Raw genomic sequence first — 13,209 nt, 5'->3', positions numbered from 1 at the left:
CGCCGCCGTGACTGGAGTAGCGATGGAGTACCACCCGCAGCCGACCGCCGGCGAGGCCAGGCCCTGGGCCTTCCCCGCGCCGGAGCGAGGCGCCCTGCCCAACGGGCTGACCGTGCTGCGCTGCCACCGCCCCGGCCAGCAGGTCGTCGCCGTGGAGATCTTCCTCGACGCGCCGCTGGACGCCGAGCCCGAGGGGCTGGACGGTGTGGCGACGATCATGTCGCGTGCGCTGTCCGAGGGCACGGACAAGCACTCCGCGGAGGAGTTCGCCGCGGAGCTGGAGCGCTGCGGCGCCACGCTGGACGCCCACGCGGACCACCCGGGGGTCCGCGTCTCCCTGGAGGTCCCGGTCTCCCGGCTCGCCAAGGCCCTCGGCCTGGTCGCCGAGGCCCTGCGGGCTCCGGCCTTCGCGGAGAACGAGGTGGAGCGCCTGGTCGTCAACCGCCTCGACGAGATCCCGCACGAGCAGGCCAACCCCGCCCGGCGGGCCGCCAAGCAGCTGTCCAAGGAGCTCTTCCCCGCCACGGCGCGGATGTCGCGTCCGCGCCAGGGCACCGAGGAGACCGTCCGGCGGATCGACGCCGCGGCCGTGCGCGCCTTCTACGACGCCCACGTCCGGCCGTCCACGGCGACGGCGGTCGTCGTCGGCGATCTCACCGACGTGGACCTGGACGCGCTGCTCGCCGACACCGTCGGGGACTGGTCGGGCAACGCCGGCCGGACGCGCCCGGTGCCCCCGATCACCGCCGACGACACCGGCCGTGTGGTCATCGTCGACCGCCCCGGAGCCGTACAGACGCAGCTGCTGATCGGCCGGATCGGCGCGGACCGGCACGACAGCGTGTGGCCCGCGCAGGTCCTCGGCACGTACTGCCTGGGAGGCACGCTCACCTCGCGCCTCGACCGTGTGCTGCGTGAGGAGAAGGGCTACACCTACGGCGTCCGGGCCTTCGGGCAGGTGCTGCGCTCGACGGCGCCGGCTTCCCCCGCCGGAGCGGCCGGTGCAGCGATGCTCGCCATCAGCGGCTCCGTCGACACGGAGTCCACCGGGCCCGCGCTCGAGGATCTCTGGAAGGTCCTGCGCACCCTGGCGGCCGAAGGGCTCACCGACGCCGAGCGCGAGACCGCTGTGCAGAACCTCGTGGGTGTCGCCCCGCTGAAGTACGAGACGGCGGCCTCGGTCGCGGGCACGCTGGCCGACCAGGTGGAGCAGCACCTGCCGGACGACTACCAGGCCGAGCTGTACGCGCGCCTGGCCGGGACCGGCACGGTCGAGGCGACCGCCGCCGTGGTCAACGCCTTCCCGGTGGACCGGCTGGTCACCGTCCTGGTCGGGGACGCCGCACAGATCGCGGAGCCCGTGAAGGCGCTCGGCATCGGTGAGGTGTCGGTCGTCACCGGCTGACATGACGGCACATCAGGGACCCCGGCGGGGCGCTCTCGCCGGGGTCCCGCCTTTTGTCTGTTTTAAGCGGAAAATACAGGTTCATCCTGTGGGATGTGCGACAAAAGACCCGTTCCGTTTGGCGGGGCAAAGCGGCCCGTTCTAGCGTCGGCCCGGCTGTCCGCCAGACGAATGCCGCATCCGTGGCGCCGGGCAGTCATCGCCGAGTCCCCGTCAGGCGCGAGCCTGGGGAGCCGGGGACCCACGAAGTCCCTGGGGTGAATCGGATCCCTGCACCCTCACACGGGGCTCAGGGGCCCGTAGGAGACCTTCCTGCTCCGAACCCGTCAGCTAACCCGGTAGGCGAGAAGGAAGGAAAGGACCAGCCCCTCCATGGCGTTCATCCGTGCCACCGGGAAGCACCGTGCCCCGAGCCGCCTGACGCGAAAGAGCGCCGAGGTCGCGGGCATCGCCGCCCTGGCCACCGCCGGTGTCATCGGCGCCACCGCGTCCCCGGCCCTCGCCGCGGACTCCGAGGCCGCCACCGCCTCCTCCACCGGCCTGACGCAGACCGTCGCCCTCGACACCGACCTCGCCGCCCAGATCGACGCCCAGGCCGCGGCGCAGGCGCACCAGGCCGAGGTCGTCGCCAAGGCGAAGGCCGCCGCGAAGGCCAAGGCGAAGGCCGAGGCCGAGGCGAAGCGCAAGGCCGAAGCCCGCGCCAAGGAGGCCCGCGAGGAGAAGGCGCGCGCCGCACGCGCCGCCGAGCGCGCCCGGCTGAACGCCTTCCACCTCCCGGTCGCCGGCTCGCACGTGACCACCGGCTACAAGTCCGGCGGCGCGCTCTGGTCCTCCGGCACCCACTCCGGCGTGGACTTCCAGGCGGCGTCCGGCACCTCCGTCGTCGCGGTCGGCGCCGGCACGGTCGTCGAGGCGGGCTGGGGCGGCGCGTACGGCAACAACATCGTGCTCAGGATGAAGGACGGCACGTACACCCAGTACGGCCACCTCTCCTCGATCGGCGTCTCCGTCGGCCAGAGCGTCGGCTCGGGCGAGCAGATCGGCATCTCCGGCTCGACCGGCAACTCCACCGGGCCGCACCTGCACTTCGAGGCCCGGACCACCCCCGAGTACGGCTCGGACATGGACCCCGTCGCCTACCTCCGCGCCCACGGCGTCCAGGTCTGACCCCACACCGCACGAGATCGCTCCGACGAAGGCCCCGGCACCGCCGGGGCCTTCGCCGTGCCTCCGGACAGAGGCACGGCGAGACCCCTCGCGGAACTGCTCCCTGGCCAAAAGATATCCATGGATTCCACCCCGCCATCGGAAATTCCCGCCGGTTGCAATAGAGTCACAGAACAGGCGTCGATCAGCCGCGTTTCGCGGGGATTAAGGCGGAGGTTCGGACATGCGCATTCCCGCGCATTCGGTATGCACGGCAATCCGTGACGACATCGTCTCCGGTGTCTTCGAGCGCGGCAGCCGCCTCACCGAAGAGGTGCTCGCGCGTCGCTACGGCGTCTCCCGCGTCCCCGTGCGAGAGGCGTTGCGCACCCTGGAGTCCGAGGGGTTCGTCGTCACCCGCCGCCACGCAGGCGCCTGTGTCGCCGAGCCCACGGAACAGGAGGCCGCCGACCTCCTGGAGATCCGGATGCTGCTGGAACCGCTGGGGGCCGCACGCGCGGCGCAGCGCCGTAGCGAGGCACACCTCAAGGTGCTCCGCGGCCTGGTCAGGCTGGGGCAGGAGCGGGTACGCAGGGGCGAGGGGGAGGACCTGCGCTCCCTGGGCGGCTGGTTCCACGAGACGCTGGCCCAGGCCTCGGGCAGCCCTGCCCTCATCGCGCTGCTCACCCAGCTCCGGCACAAGATCACCTGGATGTACGCCGTCGAGCAGCCGGCCCGTCCCGCGGACTCCTGGGCGGAGCACGGCGCTCTCGTCGACGCCGTGGCGCGCCGCGACGCCGAGCGGGCCCGGGCGCTCGCCGCGCAGCACGCCGAACGCGTGACCGCGGCCCACCGGCTGCGCCGCACGGACCGGCCGGGGCACACGGGGGGCGGCGCGGCCCGGGTGAGGACTTCGCAACACCCCGTAAACATCGCGGGAGTCCGTCATTAACAATTGCGCCGTATACAAAGAAGGTAATTATCGGAGGGCTTTCTTTCTGCTGCCCTGATTCGGAAATTCCGGGACCGTGGCCGTTCGTGTTCCGGAAACAGGAAAGCCGCGGCTCCCGGTCGGGGGTGCCGCGGCTTTTCCGCAGAGAGGAATCCGGTTCGGAACGGCCGGAATCAGACGGTCTCCGGAAGCTCCTCGAGTCCTTCGGCGACCAGCTTCGCCAGACGGTCCAGGGCGGCCTCGGCGTTGTCCGCCTCGGACGCGAGGACGATCTCCTCGCCGCCCTGGGCGCCCAGGCCGAGCACCGCGAGCATGGAGGCGGCGTTCACGGGGTTGCCGTCCGCCTTGGCGATCGTCACGGGGACGCCGGAGGCCGTGGCGGCACGGACGAAGATGGAAGCGGGGCGGGCGTGCAGGCCCTCGGCCCAACCGACGTTGACGCGGCGCTCAGCCATGGTTCTGCCCTTCACGTATCAATGGGTTGTCTAGACCAGTCTCTCATGTGGTGCGCACTGCTGTGCCCGGCGTCGGCACCGGCCGCCCACCGGCCGCCGGCTCCCTCAGCGTGCCTCCGCCGTCAACCCGCCGCGACCGGTGCGCCGGGTCGTAGGCTTTGCCCATGGAGCCCACTGTGGAGCAGAGTCCGCACCACGCGTACCCCGACCACTGGGAGGCGGACGTGGTGCTCCGCGACGGTGGCACCGCGCGCGTCAGGCCCATCACCACGGACGACGCCGACCGGCTGGTCAGTTTCTACGAGCAGGTGTCGGACGAGTCGAAGTACTACCGCTTCTTCGCCCCGTATCCGCGTCTCTCCGCCCGGGACGTGCACCGCTTCACCCATCACGACTACGTCGACCGGGTGGGGCTGGCCGTCACGATCGGCGGCGAGTTCATCGCCACCGTGCGCTTCGACCGGATCGACGGGCGGGGCCGGCCCGCCTCGGCGCCGGCGGACGAGGCCGAGGTCGCCTTCCTCGTCCAGGACGCCCACCAGGGCCGCGGCGTCGCGTCGGCCCTGCTCGAACACATCGCCGCGGTGGCCAGGGAGCGGGGCATCCGGCGCTTCGCCGCGGAGGTGCTCCCCGCCAACAACAAGATGATCAAGGTGTTCCGGGACGCCGGGTTCACCCAGCAGCGCAGCTTCGAGGACGGCTCGGTCCACCTCACCCTCGACCTCGAACCCACGGCCGAGTCCCTCGCCGTACAGCGCGCCCGTGAGCAGCGGGCCGAGGCGCGCTCCGTCCAGCGACTGCTGGCCCCCGGATCCGTCGCGGTCGTCGGCGTCGGCCGTGCGGCCGGGGGCGTCGGCCGGACCGTGCTGCGCAATCTCCTCGGCTCCGGCTTCACCGGACGCACCTACGCGGTGAACACGTCGTTCGCCGAAGACCTCGGCACGGTCGAGGGAGTCCCCGCCCACCGCTCCGTGGGCGAGATCGGCGAGCAGGTCGACCTCGCGGTGGTCGCCGTCCCGGCCGACCGGGTGCCCGAGGCCGTCGCCGACTGCGGGGAGCACGGGGTCCAGGGACTCGTCGTCCTCTCCGCCGGCTACGCCGAGCGCGGCGCGGAGGGACGGGACCGTCAGCGGGAACTGGTCCGGCAGGCACGCTCGTACGGCATGCGGATCATCGGGCCGAACGCCTTCGGCATCATCAACACCTCCGAGACGGTCCGGCTCAACGCCTCGCTCGCCCCCGAGTCGCCCCGGGCGGGGCGCATCGGTCTCTTCACCCAGTCCGGTGCGATCGGGATCGCCGTGCTGTCCGGCCTCCACCGCCGGGGCGCGGGCCTTTCGGCGTTCATCTCCGCGGGCAACCGGGCCGACGTCTCGGGCAACGACTTCCTGCAGTACTGGTTCGAGGACCAGGGCACCGATGTCGCCCTGCTGTACCTCGAATCGCTCGGCAATCCCCGCAAGTTCACCCGGCTCGCCCGCCGGACCGCCGCCGTGAAGCCCGTCGTCGTCGTGAAGGGAGCACGGCACAGCGGATCCAACCCGCCGGGCCACGCGGTCCCCGTCAGCCGGATCCCCGACGCGACGGTGTCCGCCCTGATGCGGCAGGCGGGCGTGATCCGCGTCGACACCGTGACGGAGATGGTCGACGCGGGCCTGCTCCTCGCGGGCCAGCCCCTGCCGGACGGGCCCCGGGTGGCGATCCTGGGCAACTCGGAGTCCCTCGGCCTCCTCACCTACGACGCCTGCCTGGCGGAAGGGCTGCGCCCGCGCCCGCCCCGGGACCTCACGACGGCGGCGGGCCCGCGGGACTTCCGCGACGCGCTGGCGGAGGCCCTCGCCGACCGGACGAGCGACGCCGTGATCGTGACCGCGATCCCCTGGGTGGGGGAGGACGGAGAGGCGGAGACCGGGGACGGCGAGGTCCTCGCGGCCGCGCTGCGCGAGGCGGCGGCCACCGGCCCCGCCAAGCCGGTGGCGGTGGTCCACGTGGAGATGGGCGGTCTGGCACAGGCACTGGCGGCGGCGACGAGCACGGCCACGCCGCCCGGCCGGCGGCCGGCCGCGCCGGCCGCCGACCCGGCACCGCCGTCCCAGCCGCTCGCCCCGCCCGCGGCGCCGGACGTCCCGAGGCCGCCCGGAGCACCGGAGGCCGGCGGGGCCGGAAGCGGGGACCCCGTGCCGGACGCCCCCGCGGCGGAAGCGCGCGCCGCCGGGCCCGCGGCCGGGCGCATCCCCGCGTACCCGGCCGCCGAGCGAGCCGTCAGGGCGCTCGCCGAAGCGGTGAAGTACGCCCAGTGGCGGCGCCACGCGGCAGCCCCGGGCAAGGTGCCCGAGTTCCTGGGCGACACCATCGACGAACACGGGACCGCCGGGCTGATCGAGACGCTGCTCGGCCCCGCTCCCGATCCGCGCGGGCGCCCCCTCACGCACGACGAGGCCCGCGAACTGCTCGCGCGCTACGGAGTCACCGTGCGGTCGGCGCTCCCCGCCCCTGATCCGGACACGGCAGCGGCCGCCGCCGCGGAGCTCGGCTACCCGGTCGCCCTCAAGACCACCGCTCCCCATCTCCGCCATCGTGCCGACCTCGGTGGGGTCCGGCTCGACCTCGCCAACGAGAACGCCCTGCGCCGGTCGTACGACGAGCTGACCGATCTGCTCGGCACGCCCGCGGAGCTCCGTCCCGTCGTCCAGGCCATGGCGCCCCGGGGCGTCGACACCGTCGTCAGGGCGTCGATCGACGCGGCGGCCGGCGCCGTCCTCTCCTTCGGCCTGGCCGGAGCGCCCTCCGAGCTGCTGGGGGACACGGCCCACCGCCTCGTGCCCGCCACCGACCGGGACGCCGCCGAGCTGATCCGCTCCATCAGGGCGGCTCCGGTGCTGTTCGGCTGGCGAGGCTCCGCGCCGGTGGACACCGCCGCGCTCGAAGAGCTTCTCCTGCGGGTGTCCCGCCTCGTCGACGACCATCCCGAGGTGGTGTCGGTCGCGCTGGAACCCGTGGTCGTGGCCACGCAGGGCCTGACGGTGCTCGGCGCGAGCGTCCGGCTCGCCCCGCCGCCCGCCCGCAGCGATCTCGGTCCCCGCCGGCTTCCCAGCTACTGACCGTCCGAGGACCCGCGCACGGCGTCCCCGGCAGCCACCGGCCCACCGTAGGATGGTCCTCATGGCAAAGACCGGTACGACGACCCAGGGGCTGCGCGCGGCGATCGAGCGCAGCGGCTACTACCCGGCCCTCGTGGCCGAGGCGGTGGAGGCCGCCGTCGGCGGGGAGCCGGTCGCTTCGTACCTGGTCCACCAGGAGACCACCTTCGACTCCAACGAGGTCCGCCGCCATGTCACGGTCCTCGTCCTGACGGACACACGCTTCATCGTCAGCCACACCGACGAGCAGGCCGCCGACACCAGCTCCCCGACGCCGTACGCCACGACGTCCACGGAGTCGGTCAAGCTCGACCGGATCTCGTCCGTCGTGGTCAGCCGTGTGGTCGCCAACCCCGAGAAGTACGTGCCCGGCTCCCTGCCCCGCGAGGTCGTCCTGACCATCGGCTGGGGCGCGGTCTCCCGCATCGATCTCGAACCCGCCGCCTGCGGCGACCCCAACTGCGAGGCCGACCACGGCTACACCGGCAGCTCCACCGCCGACGACCTCAGCCTGCGTGTCAGCGAGGCCGGCGACGGCCCGGACACCGTGCGCCAGACCCTCGCGTTCGCCCAGGCCCTCTCCGAGGCCACGGCCGTGACCGCGCCGCCCGCCCGCTGATGGTCCAGCCCGCCTGGCAGGATCCCGTCCTGCTCCCGCCCGAGAGCGCCCCCGTACCCGAATACGGCACCGGATCGCTCGCAGATCTGCTGCCGACGCTCGCCGCCGGCCAGGGCGTACCCGGTCTCGAGGCGACGATCCCGGAGCTCACCCCCGCCGACAGGAACTGCGTCTTCCTCATCGACGGGCTCGGCTGGGAGCAGATCAAGGCCCACCCCGACGAGGCGCCCTTCCTGTACTCGCTGCTGCCCACCTCCCGCGGAGGCACCGGCCGGCCGGTCACCGCGGGCTTCCCCTCGACCACCGCGACCTCGCTCGCCTCGGTCGGCACGGGCCTGCCTCCCGGCCGGCACGGCCTCCCCGGCTACACGGTGCGCAACCCGTCGACGGGCGCGCTGATGAACCAGCTCCGCTGGCGGCCGTGGACCGACCTCAAGGACTGGCAGCCGTACCCCACCGTCTTCAAGCTCGCCGACGCGGCGGGTGTCCGCACGGCCCAGGTCTCCGCCCCGGGCTTCGAGCAGACCCCGCTGACCAAGGTCGCGCTCAGCGGCGGCTCCTTCCTCGGCAGGCTCACCGGTGAAGACCGGATGGACCTCGCGGCCGAGCGCCTCGCCGCCGGCGACAGATCGCTCGTCTACACGTACTACAGCGAGGTCGACGGCCAGGGGCACCGCTTCGGCGTCGACTCCGACGCCTGGCGGGGGCAGCTGATGTACGTCGACGGGCTCGCCCGGCGCCTGGCGGAGCAGCTGCCGCCCCGCTCGGCGCTCTACATCACCGCCGACCACGGCATGATCGACATCCCGTTCGACGAGCAGTCCCGGATCGACTTCGACGAGGACTGGGAGCTGAGCGCGGGAGTCGCCCTGCTGGGCGGCGAGGGCCGTGCCCGCCACGTGTACGCGGTCCCCGGGGCCGAGGCCGACGTGCTCACCGTCTGGCGCGAGGTGCTCGGCGAGCAGTTCTGGGTGGCGAGCCGGGACGAGGCCATCGCCGCCGGCTGGTTCGGGCCGCAGATCGACGAACGGGTGTACGGCAGGATCGGCGACGTCGTCGCGGCCGCCCACGACGACGTGGTGATCACCGCTTCGGTCAACGAGCCCCACGAGTCGGCGATGGTGGGGATGCACGGATCCCTCACCCCTGTGGAGCAGCTCGTCCCGCTCCTCGAAGTACGCTCGTAGCCGCGTTCGCCCCCTCCCGCACACCACATCCCGAAAGGCGCCCGACTTCTCATGCCCGAGCTTGTGTTCTTCTCCGGAACGATGGACTGCGGAAAGAGCACGCTGGCCCTCCAGATCGGCCACAACCGGTCGGCGCGCGGCCTGCGGGGTGTGATCTTCACCCGCGACGACCGTGCGGGTGAGGGCAAGCTGTCCTCGCGGCTCGGTCTGGTGACGGAGGCGGTCGAGGCGGACGAGGGGATGGACCTGTACGCCTACGTGGTTGCCCAGCTGACCAAGGGCGGCCGGATCGACTATGTGATCGTGGACGAGGCACAGTTCCTCGCTCCGGCCCAGATCGATCAACTGGCGCGCGTCGTGGACGACTTGGAAAAGGACGTCTTCGCTTTCGGAATCACGACGGACTTCCGCACCCGGCTGTTTCCCGGTTCGCGGCGACTGATCGAGCTGGCCGACAGGATCGAGCAGCTCCAGGTCGAGGCTCTCTGCTGGTGTGGAGCACGCGCCACCCACAACGCACGGACCATAGACGGCGAGATGGTCACCGACGGGGCCCAGGTCGTGGTCGGGGACGTGAACCGGCCGCTGGGCGAGATCGGCTACGAGGTTCTCTGCCGGCGCCACCACCGGCGTCGGCTGACGAGCGCCGTCGCGCAGGCCGGCGCTCTCTCCCCGGACGTCCTGCCGGTCGCCCCGGCCTAGAGAGGCCCCGACTCGTCACAGGAGCCCGGCACGGCCGGCGGCGAGGCGACGAGTTCCCGGGCCCGCGCCGTCGATCTGATGGTGCGGCGCGGGGGCCCGGCCCCGTCCTCCCCTCGGCCGTCGACCGGGAGTGCTCGACGGCGATCGGGCGGGCGAGCCGAAGCCGACGAGCGCCGCTCGCCGACCGTATGCCCGGGATAGGATTCCGTCCGTGCTCCGGACCACCCAAGAGGCACAACAGGCCTTCGTGGTCGTGTACTTCAGCCTGATCGTGCCGACGCGGCATGGCCCCGGACGGCCGACCGGTCCGCCGAGTGAGTGGAGAGCCGTACATGCGTGGAGGCAGCATCGCGGTGGTCGGCGGCAGCATAGCGGGGTGTGCCGCAGCTCTGGCCGTGTCGCGCGGCGGAGCCGGTGAGGTCACCGTCTTCGAGCGCGCCGACGCGGAACTCCGTGACAGGGGCGTGGGTATAGCCCTGCAGAGCGACCGCTACGACGAGTTGCGGGACGCCGGGTACGTCGCCCCCGAGATGCCCTGGGCGCCGCTGACCACCCGGGTGTGGAGCGTGCGCGAAGGCGAGGCGGAGCACGGCCGGGCTGTGGGCGAGCAGCCGTTCCCCTTCCGTGCCTACAACTGGGGTTCGCTGTGGGGCGAGTTGCGCCGACGGGTGCCCGATGGGGTCACCTACCGGTCCGGCGCCACGGTCACCTCGGTGGAGCCGGACCCGGAGGGGGTCACGCTACGTCTGGCCGACGGCCACGAGCAGCACTTCGACCTGGTGATCGGTGCCGACGGCTACCGCTCCGTCGTCCGCGAGGCCATGTTCCCCGGCACCGAGGCCACGTACGCCGGATACGTCGGCTGGCGCGGCACCTCGTCGGACGTCGACGGGCTGCCCCTGGAAGGCCGTTCGGCGCACAACATCGTCTTCCCCGGCGGCCACTGCATGATCTACCGCATCCCGGACGGGAGCGGCGGACACCGGCTCAACTGGGTGCTCTACACGGCACCCCCGCAGACCGACGCCCTGCAACCCGATCTGCGGACCCCGACCTCTCTGCCCCCGGGACGCCTGAACGCCGGACTGACAGCCCGCCTGCGCTCCCTGGTGTCGGACAACTTCCCGCCGTACTGGGCCGCCAGAGTGCTGTGCACGCCCGCCGAGGACACCTTCATCCAGCCGATCTACGACCTGGAGGTTCCGCGCTACACCTGGGGGCGGATGGTGCTCGTCGGTGATGCGGCGAGCGTCGCCCGGCCGCACATCGGCGGCGGCAGCGTGAAGGCGCTCCAGGACGCCACCGCTCTGGAGGCCGCCTGGGTGGCCGGGGACACCTGGAAAGAGGTCCTGGAACGGTACGACACGGGCCGTGGCCCGGTCGGCGCGGCCATGGTCGCGCTGGCCCGCAGGATGGGAAGCGCGCAGGTCGAGAACACGCCGGACTGGTCCGCCATGGAACAGGCGGAGTTCGACGTGTGGTGGCAGGACCAGAACAGCGGATCCGACCGGCGCAGCGGCTTCGGCGGCCACAGTCTGAAGGCCGGTCCGCCCGGTGTGAGGCGGGCGACCTGACGGCGGTCACCGCCGCCTGTGCTCGGAGGACCGTCGGCGCGAGTTCGAGCGCGCACCCGGGCGGCCCTGTCCGGGCCGGGGGACACCAGCAGTAGGGCGATCGCCTCGTCGGCCGGCGTGGTGACCAGCTCGTGGACCCGGCGGACCGAGGTCAGCTGCCAGGTGGCCGGACGATCGTGAACACCGCGCCTTCGGGGTCCGACACGGTCGCCAGCCTGCCGCTGGAGGCGTCCCTGGGGGCCCGCAGCACGTGGCCCCCGAGCTCCACCACACGTGCCGCCGCCTCGTCGGTGTCGGCGACCTGGAAGTAGGTCATCCAGTGAGGGCCGCGGTCGCGTGGCAGTGCGTGCCCCACGCCGTGCAGGGCGGCCACGGGGCGGCCCTGGAGGTGCAGGGTCTGGTAGTCGAAGTCCGCCGACACGACCGCCTCGGTCTCGAATCCGAACACGGTCCGGTAGAACGTGGCGACCGACGCCGTCTCCCTGGTCACCAGCTCGTTCCACACGGGGGTGCCCGGAGTGCCGGCGAGTGCGGTGCCGAGGTGCTCGGCGGCCTGCCAGACGCCGAAGACCGCTCCGCTCGGGTCGGACGCGAGCAGGAGGCGGCCGGCGTTCCCCGCGTCGATGGGGCCGACGGCCACCGTCCCGCCGCAGGAGCGGATCGCCTCCGCCGTGACTCCCGCGTCCTCGCTGGCGAGATAGGTCGTCCAGGCGATCGGGAGGTGCCGGTCGGGCGGCAGTTGTCCGATGCCCGCGACCTCCTTGCCGGACAGCAGGGCGCGGACGTAGGGCCCCAGCTGTTCAGGGCCCGGCCGGAACTCCCAGCCGAACAGCCGGCTGTAGAAGTCCTGGGTCGCGGTCAGGCCGTGCACGATCAGACTCACCCAGCACGGCGCTCCGGGCGCGCGCCGGGCGGCAGCCTCGGTCATCTTCTTCTCTCTCCTCGTACCATCGTGGCGGCCGTACGGGGGGACGGGGCCTGCACGGCGTCCAGCGGTACGGATACGGGTGCGTACGCTCCGTGCAGATGCTCGCACCACTCAGGCTCCGAGGCACCCCGGCCGCGCCGCGTTTCGCGGCTTACGCAAACACCTAAGACCGTTTTGATGTGGTACGTCCGCTTCGATGCGGCGACACGAGGGGTGGCCCCTGCGCGAAGATGGCACCCATGAAGCCCATCATCACCGCATCCGAATACACGAGCGAGTCGGCGGGGGCGCGACCCCCGGTGGTCCTGGACATCCGCTGGCAGCTCGGCGGACCGAACGGCCGCGCCGACTACGAAGCCGGGCACCTGCCGGGCGCGGTGTTCGTCGATCTCGACGCCGAGCTCGCAGGCCCGGCCGGCGAGGGCGGCCGTCATCCCCTGCCGGACCCGGAGGCCTTCGGGGCGGTCATGCGGCGCGCGGGGGTCGGCCGCGGGACTCCCGTGGTGGTCTACGACGGAGGCCAGGGATGGGCGGCGGCCCGTGCCTGGTGGCTGCTGCGCTGGACCGGGCACGCCGATGTCCGCGTGCTGGACGGCGGCCTCGCGGCGTGGACGGGCGAGCTCTCCACCGGCATCCCGGAGCCCGCCGAGGGCGACTTCCGGCCGCAGCCGGGCGCGCTCGACGTCCTGGACGCGGACGCGGCCGCTGATCTGGCCCGTTCCGGCCTGCTGCTCGACGCGCGTGCCGCCGAGCGCTACCGGGGGGACGTCGAGCCGATCGACCGGGTCGGCGGCCACATCCCCGGCGCGGTGTCCGCCCCGACCGCGCAGAACGTCGGCCCGGAGGGACGCTTCCTGCCCTCCGGCTCGCTGACCTCGCGGTTCAGGGCCCTGGGCGCCGACGGTGCGACAGAGGTCGGTGTCTACTGCGGCTCCGGCGTCTCGGGCGCCCACGAGGTGCTGGCCCTCGAACTCGCCGGGTACCGGGCCGCCCTGTACGCCGGCTCCTGGTCGGAGTGGTCCTCCGACGAGTCCCGTCCCGTCGCCACCGGGCCCGACCCCGTCTGACACGGCCGCTCTCCGGACGGAGCGAGGGCCCGTA

The 13,209-nt window shown here is 72.9% G+C and carries 11 protein-coding genes and 1 riboswitch; of the genes, 9 read left to right on the top strand and 2 right to left on the bottom strand.

The window, feature by feature from the left end; all coding sequences use genetic code 11:
* Positions 1-22 precede the first annotated feature (22 nt).
* From ACIRJR_RS01300 to ACIRJR_RS01290, 3 genes are all read left to right on the top strand, one after another.
* The gene (locus ACIRJR_RS01300) at positions 23-1,405 is read left to right on the top strand and encodes a M16 family metallopeptidase (protein ID WP_403773733.1); all 1,383 of its coding nucleotides are present in this window, start codon (positions 23-25) and stop codon (positions 1,403-1,405) included.
* A 190-nt stretch (positions 1,406-1,595) separates the two neighbouring features.
* A riboswitch (cyclic di-AMP (ydaO/yuaA leader) is annotated at positions 1,596-1,765 on the top strand.
* A gap of 12 nt (positions 1,766-1,777) precedes the next feature.
* On the top strand, positions 1,778-2,572 hold the full coding sequence (locus tag ACIRJR_RS01295; RefSeq protein ID WP_403772008.1) for a M23 family metallopeptidase: 795 nt from the start codon (positions 1,778-1,780) through the stop codon (positions 2,570-2,572).
* Positions 2,573-2,795: 223 nt separating this feature from the next.
* The gene (locus ACIRJR_RS01290) at positions 2,796-3,503 is read left to right on the top strand and encodes a GntR family transcriptional regulator (protein ID WP_403772006.1); all 708 of its coding nucleotides are present in this window, start codon (positions 2,796-2,798) and stop codon (positions 3,501-3,503) included.
* Between the two features lie 173 nt (positions 3,504-3,676).
* Here ACIRJR_RS01290 and ACIRJR_RS01285 read toward each other — a convergent pair whose 3' ends face one another.
* On the bottom strand, positions 3,677-3,958 hold the full coding sequence (locus ACIRJR_RS01285) for an HPr family phosphocarrier protein (RefSeq protein WP_018520603.1): 282 nt from the start codon (positions 3,956-3,958) through the stop codon (positions 3,677-3,679).
* Between the two features lie 164 nt (positions 3,959-4,122).
* On the opposite strand from ACIRJR_RS01285, the gene ACIRJR_RS01280 reads away from it, so the two are divergent.
* From ACIRJR_RS01280 to ACIRJR_RS01260, 5 genes are all read left to right on the top strand, one after another.
* The gene (locus ACIRJR_RS01280) at positions 4,123-7,059 is read left to right on the top strand and encodes a GNAT family N-acetyltransferase (RefSeq protein ID WP_403772003.1); all 2,937 of its coding nucleotides are present in this window, start codon (positions 4,123-4,125) and stop codon (positions 7,057-7,059) included.
* Positions 7,060-7,120: 61 nt separating this feature from the next.
* Positions 7,121-7,717: a DUF5998 family protein gene (locus ACIRJR_RS01275; RefSeq protein WP_103515587.1), complete on the top strand. Its 597-nt coding sequence runs from the start codon at positions 7,121-7,123 to the stop codon at positions 7,715-7,717.
* Positions 7,717-8,904, top strand: a complete 1,188-nt coding sequence (locus ACIRJR_RS01270) for an alkaline phosphatase family protein (RefSeq protein ID WP_403772000.1) — start codon at positions 7,717-7,719, stop codon at positions 8,902-8,904. The genes ACIRJR_RS01275 and ACIRJR_RS01270 overlap by 1 nt, the downstream gene beginning before the upstream one ends.
* 51 nt (positions 8,905-8,955) lie before the next feature.
* Positions 8,956-9,606 carry a thymidine kinase gene (locus ACIRJR_RS01265; RefSeq protein ID WP_403771997.1) on the top strand — a complete coding sequence of 217 codons (651 nt, stop codon included), beginning with the start codon at positions 8,956-8,958 and terminating at the stop codon, positions 9,604-9,606.
* Positions 9,607-9,938: 332 nt separating this feature from the next.
* Positions 9,939-11,180 (top strand): FAD-dependent monooxygenase, encoded by a 1,242-nt coding sequence (locus ACIRJR_RS01260; RefSeq protein ID WP_403771994.1) that lies wholly within the window; start codon positions 9,939-9,941, stop codon positions 11,178-11,180.
* 151 nt (positions 11,181-11,331) lie between these two features.
* On the opposite strand, the gene ACIRJR_RS01255 is transcribed toward ACIRJR_RS01260, so the two are convergent.
* Positions 11,332-12,108: a VOC family protein gene (locus ACIRJR_RS01255; protein ID WP_403771991.1), complete on the bottom strand. Its 777-nt coding sequence runs from the start codon at positions 12,106-12,108 to the stop codon at positions 11,332-11,334.
* Between the two features lie 239 nt (positions 12,109-12,347).
* On the opposite strand from ACIRJR_RS01255, the gene ACIRJR_RS01250 reads away from it, so the two are divergent.
* The gene (locus ACIRJR_RS01250; protein ID WP_403771988.1) at positions 12,348-13,175 is read left to right on the top strand and encodes a sulfurtransferase; all 828 of its coding nucleotides are present in this window, start codon (positions 12,348-12,350) and stop codon (positions 13,173-13,175) included.
* Positions 13,176-13,209 lie beyond the last annotated feature (34 nt).

The sequence above is a fragment of the Streptomyces sp. NPDC102402 genome (assembly GCF_044765765.1).
Taxonomy (GTDB): Bacteria; Actinomycetota; Actinomycetes; order Streptomycetales; family Streptomycetaceae; genus Streptomyces.
This window is presented reverse-complemented; position numbering and strand designations above follow the sequence as displayed.

Bases quoted from the DNA above. Each gene is read 5' to 3' on its own strand.
- ACIRJR_RS01285 (WP_018520603.1), bottom strand. From the start codon at position 3,958: ATGGCTGAGCGCCGCGTCAACGTCGGTTGGGCCGAGGGCCTGCACGCC.
- ACIRJR_RS01290 (WP_403772006.1), top strand. From the start codon at position 2,796: ATGCGCATTCCCGCGCATTCGGTATGCACGGCAATCCGTGACGACATC.
- ACIRJR_RS01295 (WP_403772008.1), top strand. From the start codon at position 1,778: ATGGCGTTCATCCGTGCCACCGGGAAGCACCGTGCCCCGAGCCGCCTG.
- ACIRJR_RS01255 (WP_403771991.1), bottom strand. From the start codon at position 12,108: ATGACCGAGGCTGCCGCCCGGCGCGCGCCCGGAGCGCCGTGCTGGGTG.
- ACIRJR_RS01265 (WP_403771997.1), top strand. From the start codon at position 8,956: ATGCCCGAGCTTGTGTTCTTCTCCGGAACGATGGACTGCGGAAAGAGC.
- ACIRJR_RS01280 (WP_403772003.1), top strand. From the start codon at position 4,123: ATGGAGCCCACTGTGGAGCAGAGTCCGCACCACGCGTACCCCGACCAC.
- ACIRJR_RS01270 (WP_403772000.1), top strand. From the start codon at position 7,717: ATGGTCCAGCCCGCCTGGCAGGATCCCGTCCTGCTCCCGCCCGAGAGC.
- ACIRJR_RS01260 (WP_403771994.1), top strand. From the start codon at position 9,939: ATGCGTGGAGGCAGCATCGCGGTGGTCGGCGGCAGCATAGCGGGGTGT.
- ACIRJR_RS01275 (WP_103515587.1), top strand. From the start codon at position 7,121: ATGGCAAAGACCGGTACGACGACCCAGGGGCTGCGCGCGGCGATCGAG.
- ACIRJR_RS01250 (WP_403771988.1), top strand. From the start codon at position 12,348: ATGAAGCCCATCATCACCGCATCCGAATACACGAGCGAGTCGGCGGGG.
- ACIRJR_RS01300 (WP_403773733.1), top strand. From the start codon at position 23: ATGGAGTACCACCCGCAGCCGACCGCCGGCGAGGCCAGGCCCTGGGCC.